Consider the following 14,393-nt stretch of genomic DNA (forward strand, 5'->3'; position numbering starts at 1 on the left):
TCTCGCCCTCCGCGATCGAACGGCTGGGATCCGTCTCGTCGCCTAACAAGATCTCGTTTCAATCGTCCGCACCGGCAATCGCGGTGTCTCACCATTCGCCGCGAAGCGGGACCGGCTTCCCGGCGTTACGCGCCTTCGAACCAGCCGATGGCGCGGCAGAGTTGGAACTGGGCGATGTTGTAGTCGATCACGGCGTTGAGGTACGTCTGGCGCGACGTCGCCAGAGCCTGGATCGCCTGCAGGACCTCGATCGGAAGGCCCTGGACGTTCTCGATCCGCTGCAGGTTGAGGGCGTAGGACTTCTCGGCCGCCTGAATCGCGGCGCGCGCCCGTTCGACGCGGCGCTCCCGCTGCGAGGCCTGACTGTGCGCCTCGGAGACTTCGCGGGCGATGCGGTCGAGGAGCGCGACCTGCCGCCACTGCGCCTGACGGACGAGCGACGACGCTTCGTCGCGGGCCGCCCGCTCGCCGTAGCCGAGGTTGCGGATCTCCCAGTAGGCGACCGCATCGGCATCGAGGCGGTCGTCGGTATTGCGGATCGAGCTGCCGACGCTCCCGCCCATGCCCCCGTAGCTGATACCCAACAGGACGCTGGGGATCAGCGGCGCGAGCTTCTCCCGCTTCATCCGCTCGACCGCCTCGCACACAAGGTGCTGGTGCTCCGCCAGCTCCGGACGCCGGCAGAGCCCCATCGCGACGAACTCCGCGGGAGTCTTGTCGAGGAGGAGGATCGACAGCGGGACCACCATCGGCTCGCCGCTCACGATCTGACAGGCGGGATTCGCGTGCAGGAGTTGAGCGAGCCGCGCGGAAGCGACCTGCACGTCTTCCTCGGCACTGATCAGCCGGTCTTGGCGGAGGGCGAGTTCCGCCTCCATCCGTTCGTGGTCCGACTGCAGCCCTTCGCCCGCCTTAGCATACTGGCGAGTGAGATCGGTCAGCTTCTGGGTGTTGTCGAGAGCCTCGGCGGCGATGGCGAGGGCTCGCTCGGAGCGGATGAGTTCCAGGTAGGCGACTGCGGTGTCACGGAGGATGTCGTTGCGCACGGCCGCGGCGCCGTACTGCCGGGAGGCCGCCTGATGGGCCGCGGCCCGGGGCTGGAAGATGGCGTCGGTGAGATGGAACTGGGCGATCAGGCCCGGGACCGCGGGGGATCCGGCTCCGACGGCGTTCGCGCCCATGCCCCCGTAGAATGAACTCCGCGTCGTGTTGAAGACTCTCCCGGCGACGTCCTGGATCGCCCCTTCGTGGTGGTTATAGTTGAGCCCCGCGCGGAGGGACGGGAGCCAGAGCGCGTCGGCCCGGTCGACGCGAGCGTAGGCCTCGTTAATCCGTTCCCGGGCGAGAATCACGTTGGGGTTCTGCTGCTCCGCCAGCCCGATGACGTCGGAAAGGGTGAGCGAGTAGACGGCCGCCGGTGTGGTCTCTTCCGGGCGGACCGATGTGGTTTCGTCCGGCGCCTCGGTCGAGTCGTCGGAACGGACCGACTCCGCGGCGGGGATGATGCTCTCGGGAACAGCGGAGGAGTTGGGTTTCTCGTCCTCAGTGAGCTGCTCGTCGCTGACCGTCTGAATCGTTCGGCTGGTCCCCAGGTCCGGGGTGCTATTCGATGCCCCCGGACGGGGTGAGCGGGGGCAGGATGCCCGGGCGGCCGCGGTCCCCGCGCTGAGTCCGGCCGAGGTCGAGACAGGGCCGCCGGCACTCGGGCTTTCGGCCGGCTTCGAAGCGAGCGGTCCACGGGGAGACGATGCGCAGCCCAGGACGCCCAGCAGCAGCGGAGCGAGAAGACGACAGGGGCCGGGGCGAACCATCTCACCATCCGTGGTGCGAAGGAGGAGCGCGGATGTCCTTTCCGCAGAGTTGTTATCGAAGCCCGATCCCAATTTCGCTCAATCCAACTCGCCGGCCCGGCGCTCCGTGGGAACGGTCGGTGTCAATCGCGCAACTCGGTCCGGTTGTGTGGCGCATGCCGACGTTTCCGCCTGGGAAAGCGGCGCTGAGCCGGGGAGGGCGAGCCTCCCTCTCTTTGGTCATGGCGAACGGCTTCGCCACGGAAGTACCGAAGCTTCGCTACGGCTTGCCAATCTCCACCGGCAGCCCCGGCCGGAACGCGGACGTGTTCGCGCCGATCACCTGCTCATCCCCCGTCAGGCCGCTTCGGACCTCCAGCTCGTTCCCCGCCTGCAGCCCTAGAGTAACCGGCGTGAGAACGACCTTCCCGTCCGCTCCGATCGTGTAGCAGCAGGTCCGCTTGTCCTGCGTGAAGATCGCCGTCCGGGGGAGACTGAGAACGTCTTCGAGCTCCGCCACGGTCAGCGCGACCTGCACGTACAGCCCGGGCCGCAGCCGCTTCGACGCGTTTGCCACGTCGATCTCGGCAGTCAGCGTCCGGGAGGTGGCGTTGAGGGACCAGCTCGTCCGGGTGACCGGGGCCGCCAGCGGATCGCCCGCCAGCGAGGGGACCTTGATCGTCGCCTTCGTCCCGGCGTCGACGTACACCGCGTCCCCCTCCGGAACGTCGACGAACACCCGCACCGGATCGATCTTCATGATCGTCAGCAGCGGCCGGTCCCCCGCGCCGCTTCCGCCCCCTGTTCGCACGAGGTGGCCGGTGTGAACGTTCCGCTCGACGATCACGCCGTCGAACGGGGCCCGGACCACCGAGTACCCGACCATCGCCTCCAGCCGCCGCTGTTCCGCCTCGGCCACCTTCTGCCGGGAAAGGGTCGCCGTCAGGTCCGCCCGGGCCTTCTCGAGCCCCGCCACCGCCTCGCGGGCGAGCGCCTGCACGGAGGCGATGCGGGCGGTCACTTCCTGCCGCCCCGCGGCCGCCGCATCCAGCTGCGCCTTGGTCTCTTCCAGGACCTTGCGGGTGACCGCCCCGCTCTCGACGAGCTGCGTGATCCGCTCAAACTCTGACACCCATCGCTTGTAGGTCGCCTCCTCGCGGGCCACGGTTGCTTCCGCCTCCTGCACACGGGCGTGGGCGGACTGCAGGCCCGCCTCGGCCACCTTGACCGCCGCCTCAGCTTGCGCGACTTCCGCCACCGCCTGGCCGACGAGAGCCGCCTTCTGGGCGAGCTCTTCGCGAAGCTCCGGCACGAGCAGCCGGCACAGCTCCGCCCCGGGCGTCGCGGTCGGTCCGTCTCCTTTCGGCCCGGCGACGGAATCGCCGATGTCGACCGGGATCGACTCGACGTATCCGGTCACTTTCGCGTGGAGGGGAGCGACCTCGTACGCCTCGACGCGTCCGGGGAGCTCGACGATCCGCCGCAGCGTCTTCCGCGCGGGGCGGATCGGCACCACGCGAATGGGGGGAAGCTCCCCGGCCGCCGCCGTGGATTCCGTGGGCGCCGCGGTCCTTTGACATCCGGAGAGTGTCGGAGCCGCAAAGGCGAGGGCGAGGGCCAGCAGACGGGTGGCCGTTCGAGGCGGAGAAACAGGTTGCGAGAACGTCATGGCATTTTCGGACGGAGATAGCACGCCAGTATGTGGTTCAGGTCAGGGGGCGGGAACCGGACTTGTTTCATCCGGAGCCGCTCAGGCGGAAACGGGATCCGCCGCTCCGGCCGGCGGGACGTAGTACAGGCTGTCGGCGTCCTGCGGGTCGAGCGAGGCGGACCGGTTGGGGGCTCGTCGCTGGAGGAGGGCGAACACCGCCGGCAGGACGAGGAGCGTGGCGATCGTTGCCGCCGCCAGGCCACCGATCACGGCCCGGCCCAGCGGCGCGGTCTGACCTCCCGCTTCCCCCAGGCCCAGGGCCATCGGGACCATCCCGACTCCCATCGCGAGGCTCGTCATCAGGATCGCGCGGAGGCGAAGCTCCGCTCCACGGACCGCCCCAGTCCGGGCGTCGCCGGTCTCGCGGCGGACCGATTCGGCGAAGGTCACGAGCAGGATCGCGTTCGCCATCGCCACGCCGATCGCCATGATGGCTCCGATGAATGACTGGAGGTTGAGGGTCGAACCGGTCAACCACAGGGCCAGCACCACGCCGGCCAACACCGCTGGAGCGGTCGAGATCGCCGTAAGGGCCAGTCGCGGCGACTGAAAAGTCGCCGTCAGCAGCAGGAAGATCACCAGGATCGCAAGCAGGAGGCCGACCCCCAGGCCGCTCAGGATCTGCCGCAGCGGAGGGATCTGTCCGCGGACCTCGGTCGTCACGCTCTTGGGCCTCTTACCTGCGGCGTCGAGATCCCGCAGGACCTTGTTGACCTGAGACGTCACGGCCCCGAGGTCCTCGCCGCCGATGTTCGCCGTGAGCGTGATCTCCCGCTTCATGTTGTAGCGGTCGAACTGCCCGGGCATCGTTCCGGAGGAGATCTGCGCCACGTCGCGGAGCAGCAGGGCTTGGCCGTCGCGATAGTTGACCGGGATCGTCGAGAGGTCCTCCGGCTGCGTCATGACCGGCTGCGGGATCTCGACCTGGACTTGATAGCCGATCCCGGTCTTGGGGTCGGGCCAGTAGTTCTGGGCGACGAACCGCGTCGAGGAGGTGGCGGCGACAATCGATCGCGAGACCTGCGCGGCGGTCGTGCCGCTGTACGACGCCTTCTCCCGATCGACCCGGATGTCGACCGTCGGGTAGTCCAGCGACTGGGCAATCTGGACGTCGCGAAGGCCAGGGATGGCCGCCAGAGCCGTCTGGACTTCCAGCATGTAGGCCCGGCTCTCCTGAAGGCTTGCCGCGCGGGCGGCGATCTCGATCGGTGTGGGAGAGCCGAAGCTCATGACCTCGCTCACGATGTCGGCTGGTTCGAAGGAGAACCGCAGCTCCGGAAGACGCTGTCCCAGCGTCCGCCTCAGGTCGTCCTTGGCCCGCTCCGTATTGATGCCGCTTCCCGCCTTGAGGGCGATCCGCAGAATCCCCTCCTCCGGCCCGCGGGACCATTGGTACACGCCGTTGACCGGAAAGCTCGACGGGATCGTCCCGACGTAGCCGAGCGTCAGCGCCACATTCTGCCGGCCGATCTGCTGGCCGACGGTATCCAGCACCTGCAGCGCGTAGCGCTCGGTGGCATCGATGTGCGTCCCGTCCGGAGCGCGGAACCGCAGCCGGAACTCGTTCACGCCGGACGTCGGAAAGATCTCCAGGCCAAGCTGGGGCCCCACCCCGGCGACGACGATCGCGCAGACCGACAGGTAACCCCCGACGACCAGCCACCGCGCCGTCACGAGCCCTTGGACGAGCCCCCCATAGCCCGCCGTCAGACGATCGAAGAGCGTGCGACGGTGGGCTCCCGCGTCGTGCCCCACATGCCGCAGCAGCCACACCGACATCACCGGGACAAAGGTGCTGGAAAGGATGTAGGACGCGATCATCGAGAAGCCGACCGCGAGCGACAGCGGAATGAACAGCGACCGCGCCGCCCCCTGCATAAAGAACGACGGCACGAATACCGCCAGGACGCACAGCATGGATAGCAGCCGCGGGACCGCGGTCTGGGCGTTCCCCATCCGGACCGCCTGCGCCACCGAGCCCGTCTTCTCGAACTGCGTGTGGATGTTCTCGATTTCGACGGTCGCCTCGTCCACCAGGATCCCGACCGCCAGGGCCAGGCCGCCGAGCGTCATGAGGTTGATCGTGTGCCCGCTCACCCACAGCCCGAGCGTCGCGGCGATGATCGCCAGCGGGATGTTCATCACCACGACGAAGGCGCTCCGCCAGTCCCGCAGGAACAGGAGCACCATCAATCCGGTCAAGCAGGCTCCCAGCACTCCTTCGGTAAGCAGGCTCCGGATCGCCCGGGTAACGTACGGCGACTGGTCGAACTCGAAAGCGACTTTGATGTCGGCCGGCAGTTCCCCCTGCATCGCCGGGAGAGCCTTCTTGATCTCGTCGATGACGCTCATCGTCGACGCCTCGGCCCGCTTGGTCGCCAGGATGTAGACCGCCCGCCGGCCGTTGACGAGCGCGTACCCGGTCGAAATGTCGGTCGAGTCCTCGATCGTCCCGATGTCCCGCATGTAGACCGGCGCGCCCTTCCCCGTCCGGATCGGAATTGCCCCCAGGTCGCGGAGGTCGCGGATCAGGGCGTTCGTGGGAACGACGGGATACATGTCCCCGACATGCAGGTTCCCCGACGGGCTCACGGCGTTCCCCGATGTCAGGGCCGTAATGACTTCATCCGGCGAAATGCTGTACGCCCGCAGCCGGTCCGGATTGGCGCGGATCACAATCGCCCTGGCGCTCCCTCCGAAGGGGGGCGGCGCCGAGACCCCAGGGAGCGCCGAGAACAGGGGGCGGACCTTGAAGAGCGCCTGGTCCTGGATCTCGCCGATCGTCTTCGTCTCGCTCGAAAGGACGAGATAGCCGACCGGCACGCTCCCGGTGTCAAACCGCATCACGAACGGCGAGACGGTTCCCGGAGGCATGAAGGCGCGGGAGCGGTTCACGTAGTTGATGGTCTCCGCCATCGCCTGGGCCATGTCGGTCCCGGGATGAAAATGGAGCTTCATCAGCGCCATCCCCTGAATGTTGCGGCTCTCAACGTGGTGGATGTTGCTGATGTAGAGGAAGTGGTACTCGTAATAGTTGGTCAGCAGCCCCTCCATCTGGGCCGGGTCCATCCCGCCGTACGGCTGGCAGACGTAGATCACCGGCAGGTTCAGGGCCGGGAAGATGTCGACCTTCATCGTCTGCAGCGGCAGCTCGATCCCGTACTTCTCGAGCGCCCGATCGATCCCCTTCGGCCGCAGCGCCACCATCCCCGCCAAGAGGACAGCGATCACCCCCACCAGCACGGTGTAGGGTCGTCGAAGGGCGAACGTGATCGGGTTCATGAATTCCTTCCACGGCAGGACGCGCCGATGCCGGGAGTGAGATACCTTTTGCCGGCGCACGGCTGGCGACGTCCCCGATCCATCCCGCGGGTCGATCCCATCGGCGGATCATTCCCGACGTCTTGTGACGCCATTCCGCGGGACTCGCTGTCGATATCGGGTTTCGACACAAGGCTACGAGGCCGACCCCTTTTCCGCGAGCATCGAATACAAGGCGTCGTAGAGGAGCCGTCCGCGTTCGAGGGCGGTCGCGTCATCCGGACTGATCCGGCGAAGACCCTCGCAAAGCAGATCGAGACCCGGCGCTACCCGTTCGATGTTCACCGGCTGCACCGTATCGGCCTCGTCGATGATGCGGGCAATGCGGTGCAGAGTCGGATCGGACAGCTTGTGCTCGTGAACCAGCGCGTGGAACGAGCAGTGTCCACCGTGGTGGGAGAACCGCACCCCGGGGATATCGAACGGCTGCGCGTCGGCGGCCCACGCCGCTCCCCGCGGGATGAACACGAACTTCGCCTTGGGATCGATCTCTCTCAGGATGAGCCAGGCGCATCCGATGCGATCGACACCGACGTTCTCCCAGGTCACCCATTGCATCGCATTCACCTCTGTCCGGCATCGAGCAGCCGGGCGCGCGTCTTCTTACCAAGCTCCGATGCGAAGTAGTCTTTGGCCTGCGCCTGCTGGAACTGCTTCGACAGCGCCACCAGGTCGCGGTCCTTCTTCTTGAGGGCCGCGACAATCGCCTCGTACTCCGCGAGCACCGGCTCCTGGAACTTCTCGACGAGGGCTTGCTCGCTGGTCGCGTCGATCTGGTCGGCCTGCCACAGGACCGCTTCACCCTTCAGCTCGGTGATCTCGGCCGCCAGCCACTGGAACTGCTCCAGCGTCCGCGGCGTGTTGGGCAGGACCCAGACCGCGTCCTGCACTGCGATCGCCCCCAGCTGCTTGAGCTTTCGCCAGACGAAGACGCGGCCGGCCGTCGGCTGGCGCGGGATCCGGTAGACGAGGAGCAGCCATCGCATGGGACCTGGCGCCTCAGCCGTGGACCAGGGGATAAATCAACAGGCCGGCAACGGCCGCACCGAGGACGACGAACGGTTCCGGGAGCTTCCTGAAGCGCATCAGCAGCGTGACGGTGAGGACCAGCAGGGCCACCTTGATCCAGTCAGGCGTCCAACCGTCGCCGAAAACGGTGCGTCGCCCCAGGACAAGGCAGGCTCCCGCGATCGCTCCGACGGCAGCGGCCGTCACGCCATCGACGAAGGCCACGATTCCGGGCCGTTTGCCGTGCTTCTTGAAGTACGGAGCTGGAATGACCGTGAAGAGGTAGCAGGGGAGGAACGTCGCCAGGGCGGCCACCGTCGCGCCGGCGGTTCCGGTCCAGAAGTCGGCGCCGCGGCCGGTGACCAGATAACCGATGAAGCCGACCGTGATGACGACGGGCCCCGGCGTGATCATCGCGACGGCGACGGCATCGAGGAACTCCTGATCGTTGAGCCAGCCATACTCCTTCACGACGCCGCTATACAGGAACGGGACGATCGCGATCCCGCTGCCGAACACGAACGCCCCGGCCTTGGTGAAGAACAGGGCGATCTGCGTCAGCAATTCGACGAGCGGAGTCTGCAGCACGGTCGGCAAGGCGATGGCCGGAAGCGAAATCGCGGCAGCCCGCCGCTGCTGCGCCGCCCGAACACCCCAGACCAGGACTCCCGCGCCCAGAAACAGCAGAATCGGCTCACTCTCCGTGACGATCGTCGTGGCAGCGCTCGCCGCGTAGATCCCCCAGAGGAGCGGGCTTCGACCGACGGTCTTCTGCGTCAGCTTCCACGCGCTGAGCGCGATGATGCCGATCACGGTTGCACCGACGCCGTAGAACACCGCCTGCATCCAGCCGATCCCGCCGAACTCGGCATAGGCCCAGCCCAGCCCCAGGACCATCAGGAAGGAGGGAAACACAAAGGCCAGGCCGGCAGCGGTCGCTCCCAGGACGCCGTAATGAACGTAGCCGAGGTAGATGGCCAACTGGGCGGCGAGAGGTCCTGGCATCAACTGGGCGAGGGTCAGTCCCTCTTTGTATTCCGCTTCGCTGATCCAGCGGCGGGTTTCGACCAGGTCGCTGTGCATGTAGCCGACCAGGGCCACCGGGCCTCCAAATCCGAAGGTGCCGAGACGCAGGAAATACGACGTCAACTGACCAATCGAGTACGTGGAGACCGAGGTGGCAGTGGGGAGTTCGGGAGAAGCCATGTCGCCACCGGGAGGAGTAACCATGGTTACATGCCGACGAGAATAGGCTCCCGCGCGTTGGCCCACAAGAGGTGTCATCGAGGGAACGTTCCATGTTCCCGCGGGCACACAACAATTGCAGGAGCACCAGTGGACTCCCTCAGGGCGGAGAGGTCGAACCAGCTCATGGCTTCCTTGCCGGCACTGACAATTCGCCGGCAGCCCGTAATCAGCCCATCGACGAGGGCCACTTTGGCTCCGGCCATGACCGCTTCAAACTTGTTGATGCGCGGTGTGTCGCTGGGCATAAAGACGTAGACCTCCATGCCGGCCCGGGCCGGCATAGGCTGCCATCTCGCCCCCGGCGTTGCCGGCGGTGGGGATCGCCAGACGCCGCACGCCCAGTTTTTTGGCCATCGAGACTGCCGATGCCTGCCCGCCCGCTAGGGACGATTGCTTGCGGTGTCGCTCGATGTCGGAGGCGATTTTCCCTCTGGCCCCACCAAGTTACCCAAGGACCCGGTTGCGGAACAGTTCCGGACCACCGTCCAGCGAACGCCCCATTGATCGATTTGGCATTTCGACGTGCTCCCGGGATTTCCGGCGACAGGGGCATCAGACAAGACGTTGTTAATGCGATCAGGTAGGGTAGATGTGTTGCCCGTCTGGTCACCCCCCTGTTCTGAAAACTGCTTCGATCGGATGTCGCCCGGAATGATGTTGCTGGTCTCGCGATTCCGCTTTGTGCTTCCGCTCGTCGGAGGCCTGCTCGCCTGGTGCGGTTCGCTTCCGGCGGCCGAGCCGGCAGGGGGCGAACCGAACATCGGCCCGCTGGAGCGGACCTTCGAGCAGCGGGTGAAGCCTTTCCTCGACACCTACTGTCGGTCGTGCCACGGCTCCACGAAACCCCAGGGGGAGCTCGACCTGACTCCGCTCGGTTCGGCAGACTCGGTCGCCGAGGATCACAAGCGGTGGGAACTGGTGCTGGACCGGCTTCGCGCCGGGGACATGCCCCCGGAGGACGCCAAGAAACAGCCGCCCCAGGACCATCGCCGGGAGGTCATGGCCTGGATCGAGGCGGCCCGCGCGGACGTTGGGGAGAGGACGGCCGGCGATCCCGGCCCGGTCCCAGTCCGGAGGCTCAGCAATGCCGAGTACAACTACACGATCCGGGATCTGACCGGCGTTGATCTCGCTCCCACCAAAGACTTCCCTGTCGATCCTGCCAACGAGGCCGGGTTCGACAACTCGGCGGAGTCCCTCAGCACCTCGCCGGCGCTCGTCAAGAAGTATCTCGACGCCGCCCGCAAAGTGGCGGACCATCTGGCCCTGACGGCGGACGGGTTCGTCTTCTCGCCGCATCCGGTGATCGCCGAGACCGACCGGGACAAGTTTTCGGTGAACCGGATCGTCGCCTTCTACCGGCGGCAGCCGACCGACTTCGCCGACTATTTTCTCGCGGCGTGGAAGTACAAGACTCGGGTTCGCCGCGGCCAGCCGGAGGCGACGCTCGACGGTCTCGCGGCCGAGGCCCGCATTAGTGCGAAGTACCTGGCGACGGTCTGGGGTGTGTTGAGCGAGCCGGCGGAACCGGTCGGACCGATCGCCGCCCTGCAGGCCCTCTGGAACGGGATCCCCGACGATGCCGATCCCGCCGCCGCCAAGAGCGTGTGCGACCAGATGCGATCGTTCATCACGGACCTCCGGCCGAAGCTGGTCGAGAAGGTCGAGAACCTCAAGTCGCCGAAGATGCAGAACGGCTCGCAGCCCCTCGTGCTCTGGAAGAACGAGCGGATGGCGGCGAACCACACGCGGTACGCCCCGGGGAGCGCCCTGAAGCTGGAGAAGTCGAGTCTGCCGGAAGGCTCCGCCGCCGCGAAGGCGATGGAGGTCCCGAGCAGCGAGGAAGACGAGCCGAAGTACGAAGCCACCTTCGAGAGGTTCTGCGAAGTCTTCCCCGCCGCGTTCTACATCTCCGAACGCGGCCGCGTCTTTCAGAACGAAGAGAGCCGCGGACGGCTGCTGAGCGCCGGCTTCCACAACCAGCAGGGCTACTTCCGCGATGACGGGCCGCTCTGCCGGCTGCTCCTCGACGATGCACAGAACCGGGAGCTCGACCGGCTCTGGCACGAGTTCGACCTGATCGCCGACACGCAGCAGCGGCAGTACCGGGCCTTTATCTGGTATGAACGAGCGGAGTCGGGCTTCATCCGCGATGAAGTGTTCGACTCGTTCCGTTCCGAGGACAAGGACTCCGTGACCGAGAAGCGGATCCGCGACCTGGAGACGGTTTACCTTGCCAAGGCGGTCGAGGCCGGGGCGAAGGAGACCGCCCGGACCGCGATCACCGATTATTTCGACGCGATGAACCGGAAGATCCGCGGGATCGAGGCGGTTCGCATCGGGTCGGAGCCGAAACACGTCGCGGCTCTCGTGGCGTTCGCGGAAAAAGCCTACCGCCGCCCCCTCGCGGCGGCCGAACGGGAGAGCGTTGCGGCGTTCTACCGGACTCTCCGGGACAAGGAAGGCCTGCGGCACGAGGACGCGATCCGGGATGGTCTCGTCAGCCTCCTGATGTCTCCCAACTTCCTGTTCCGCCTCGGCTCGTCCGACTCTTCGCTCGAGAAGACCACGGCCGACAAGAGCGTCCCGCTCGACGACTTCGAACTCGCGAACCGACTGAGCTACTTCCTGTGGGCGAGCATGCCCGACGAAGAGCTTCTCGCGCCGGCCGCCGCGGGCGAGCTGCACCAGCCGGAGATCCTCGCGGCTCAGGTCGACCGGATGCTCAAGAGTCCCAAGGTCCGGGGTATGGCGGTCGAGTTCGCCGGGAACTGGCTCGACTTCCGCCGCTTCGAGGAGCACAACGCCGTCGATCGCGGCCGGTTCCCGACCTTCGACAACGATCTGCGGCAGGCGATGTTTGAAGAGCCGGTCCGGTTCTTCACCGACCTCGCGACCCAGGACGGCTCGATCCTCGACGCTCTCTACGGCGACCACACCTTCGTCAACAAGCCGCTCGCGAAGCACTACGGGATGCCGTTTCCTGATGGTGCCGCGGACGACAGCTGGGTCCGGGTTGATCACGCCGGAGAGTACGGCCGCGGGGGGCTGCTCCCGATGTCGGTGTTCCTGACGAAGAACGCTCCCGGCCTCCGGACGAGTCCGGTCAAGCGGGGCTACTGGGTCGCCAAACGGCTTCTCGGCGAACATATCCCGGCTCCGCCGCCGGACGTCCCCGAACTCCCTGCCGACGAATCGAAGGCGGAGCGGTCGCTCCGCGAAGCCCTCGCGCAGCATCGCGAGATCGCCAGTTGCGCGAGCTGCCACCAGCGGTTCGATTCGCTGGGGCTCGTGTTCGAAGGGTACGGCCCGGTCGGCGAACGGCGGTCGGTCGACCTCGGGGGCCGCCCGGTCGACGCCCACGCCCTGTTCCCCGACGGCGGCGATGGCAACGGCCTCGCCGGCCTCACGCAGTACATCCGCGACCGCCGACAGCAGGACTTCGTGGAGAACGTCAATCGCAAGCTCCTGACCTACGCCCTCGGCCGCTCGCTGCAGCTCTCCGATGAAAAGCTCCTCCGCGAGATGCGGGAGAACCTCCAGAAACACGACTTCCGCTTCTCCGCGATCGTGCAGACAATCGTGGCTAGCCCTCAGTTCCGCCACCGCCGCGCCCCGGCCGATCCCGCTCTCAGTTCCCAGTAGAGGTTGCCATGAACTCCTCCGCAGGCCAGAAGCCGGGCGTCTCCCGCCGTATGTTCCTCCACGGCGTCGGCGTCTCGATGGCGCTGCCGTGGCTCGAATCGGTCCCGGTCTGGGGGGACGCTCCCGCCGTAGCCGCCGTAGCCGCCGCAGCCGGCGGTGAAGTGGCGGCCGCATTCCCTCAACGCTTCGCTGCCCTGTTCATGGGGTGCGGAGTGAACCCCGACCGCTGGTGGGCCAAGGGAGCCGGCGAAGAGATGGAGTTGAGCGAGAGCCTTGAGCCGCTCGCGAAACTGAAATCGAAACTCAACGTGGTCAGCGGACTGTTCAACAAGTCCGCCACCGGGGTCGGGATCCATCCCGGACAGACCGGCAACATCCTCTCCGGCGTCGCGCTCCAGCGGGGGGCGTAGCTCCGGGGCGGCATCAGTATGGACCAGGTCCTCGCCGAGCATTTCCGGAACGAGACCGAACAGCCGAGCCTCGTCCTGGGGTGCGAGCAGCCGGTGACCGGCTACCACGAGACGAACTTCTCGATGGCCTACAGCTCGCACATCAGCTGGCAGAACGCGACCTCGCCGGTCCCGATGGAGGCCTACCCGTCACTGGCGTTTGACAGCCTGTTCGACAACCGAGGCAACCGCCGGAATGAGAGCGTCCTCGACCGGGTCCGCGAAGAGGCCGCCTCGCTCGACCGCCGGATCAGCACCGCCGACCGGGGTCGGCTCGACGAATACCTGACGAGTGTGCGTGAGGTCGAGAAGCGGGCTCAGGCCGCCCGGGCCCACAAGGCGACGGCGGACGAGCGGGCGTGGAACAGGAGCACCCCGGCTCCGACGATGAAGCGGCCTGACGACGGTCTGCCGGAAGACATCCGCGAGCACATGCGGCTGATGTGCGACATCATTGCCATTGGATTCCAGACCGACAAAACCCGGGTCGCCACGCTGCTGATGTGCCGTGACATTTCGGGGCTGTTCTACCCGTTCCTCGGCGTGCGGGACGCCCACCACGGGGCCTCGCACCATGACCGCTCCGACGGGTACCACAAGATCACGCACTACTACGTCGGCCAGTACGCCTACCTGGCGGAGCGGCTCGCCGGCATGGCCGAAGGGGACCGAACGGTCCTCGACAACTCCTGCCTCCTGTTCACGAGCAGCATGTGGTCGGGGAGCGCCCACGACTCGAGCAAGGTTCCGCTGCTGCTGGCTGGGGCTCTCGGTGGAACTCTCGAGACCGGCCGGGTCCTCGACTACGTCGGCAAGGACGACGCCGACCGGAAGCTCTGCAGCCTGTACCTTGGGATCCTAGACCGGATGGGAGTGAATCAAGAGATGTTCGGCGACGCCGACACACGCCTCGCGGGGCTATAACTGTCCGGGCCGGTCGCCGGTTTGGATGCCCCGAAGCATGGGGCTCTCGAACGTCGCAGTATTGACGCACATCTAGGCGCTCGTCTCTGTCTCTCTGCCGTAACAAATGGGGAGCATCTCGATTCAGCGTCGAGGATCGAGGCTGAAAAAGCGAGCCGGGAATTTACTCGGCCGATTGTTCCCGGTTGACTCGAACCCTCGTACACGCCGGTAACAAACGAACGAGTGAACTGCCGCAACAGCTGATCTGTAGACGGGTTGCGACGGCATCACAGGCAACTCGGCACTGCCGAGCAG

Annotated in this window: 8 protein-coding genes and 1 pseudogene; 2 read left to right on the forward strand and 7 right to left on the reverse strand. The window is 66.6% G+C overall.

Translation table 11 applies throughout. The features are described from left to right. Positions 1 to 125: 125 nt before the first annotated feature. From VT03_RS19585 to VT03_RS34280, 7 genes are all read right to left on the reverse strand, one after another. On the reverse strand, positions 126 to 1,811 hold the full coding sequence (locus VT03_RS19585) for a TolC family protein (protein ID WP_075094547.1): 1,686 nt from the start codon (positions 1,809 to 1,811) through the stop codon (positions 126 to 128). A gap of 259 nt (positions 1,812 to 2,070) precedes the next feature. Continuing rightward, on the reverse strand, positions 2,071 to 3,306 hold the full coding sequence (locus VT03_RS19590; protein WP_075094548.1) for an efflux RND transporter periplasmic adaptor subunit: 1,236 nt from the start codon (positions 3,304 to 3,306) through the stop codon (positions 2,071 to 2,073). Positions 3,307 to 3,540: 234 nt separating this feature from the next. Continuing rightward, positions 3,541 to 6,783, reverse strand: coding sequence for an efflux RND transporter permease subunit (locus tag VT03_RS19595; protein WP_075094549.1), 3,243 nt, complete (start codon positions 6,781 to 6,783; stop codon positions 3,541 to 3,543). 174 nt (positions 6,784 to 6,957) lie between these two features. Further along, the gene (locus tag VT03_RS19600) at positions 6,958 to 7,380 is read right to left on the reverse strand and encodes a chromate resistance protein ChrB domain-containing protein (RefSeq protein ID WP_075094550.1); all 423 of its coding nucleotides are present in this window, start codon (positions 7,378 to 7,380) and stop codon (positions 6,958 to 6,960) included. A gap of 5 nt (positions 7,381 to 7,385) precedes the next feature. Next, positions 7,386 to 7,808, reverse strand: a complete 423-nt coding sequence (locus tag VT03_RS19605; protein ID WP_075094551.1) for a Chromate resistance protein ChrB — start codon at positions 7,806 to 7,808, stop codon at positions 7,386 to 7,388. A 13-nt stretch (positions 7,809 to 7,821) separates the two neighbouring features. Beyond that, on the reverse strand, positions 7,822 to 9,036 hold the full coding sequence (locus tag VT03_RS19610) for a chromate transporter (RefSeq protein ID WP_075097197.1): 1,215 nt from the start codon (positions 9,034 to 9,036) through the stop codon (positions 7,822 to 7,824). A 74-nt stretch (positions 9,037 to 9,110) separates the two neighbouring features. Next, positions 9,111 to 9,341 carry a hypothetical protein gene (locus VT03_RS34280; RefSeq protein WP_231870482.1) on the reverse strand — a complete coding sequence of 77 codons (231 nt, stop codon included), beginning with the start codon at positions 9,339 to 9,341 and terminating at the stop codon, positions 9,111 to 9,113. 388 nt (positions 9,342 to 9,729) lie between these two features. Here VT03_RS34280 and VT03_RS19620 point away from each other — a divergent pair, with 388 nt between their 5' ends. Both VT03_RS19620 and VT03_RS19625 read left to right on the forward strand, forming a co-directional pair. Continuing rightward, entirely contained in the window at positions 9,730 to 12,723 is a 2,994-nt protein-coding gene (locus tag VT03_RS19620; RefSeq protein ID WP_197489011.1) for a DUF1592 domain-containing protein, read from the forward strand. Positions 12,724 to 12,731: 8 nt separating this feature from the next. After that, a pseudogene (locus VT03_RS19625) lies at positions 12,732 to 14,096 on the forward strand (DUF1552 domain-containing protein). The last annotated feature ends 297 nt before the right edge of the window (positions 14,097 to 14,393 follow it).

This window comes from Planctomyces sp. SH-PL14 (genome assembly GCF_001610835.1).
In the GTDB taxonomy this organism is placed as follows: Bacteria; Planctomycetota; Planctomycetia; order Planctomycetales; family Planctomycetaceae; genus Planctomyces_A.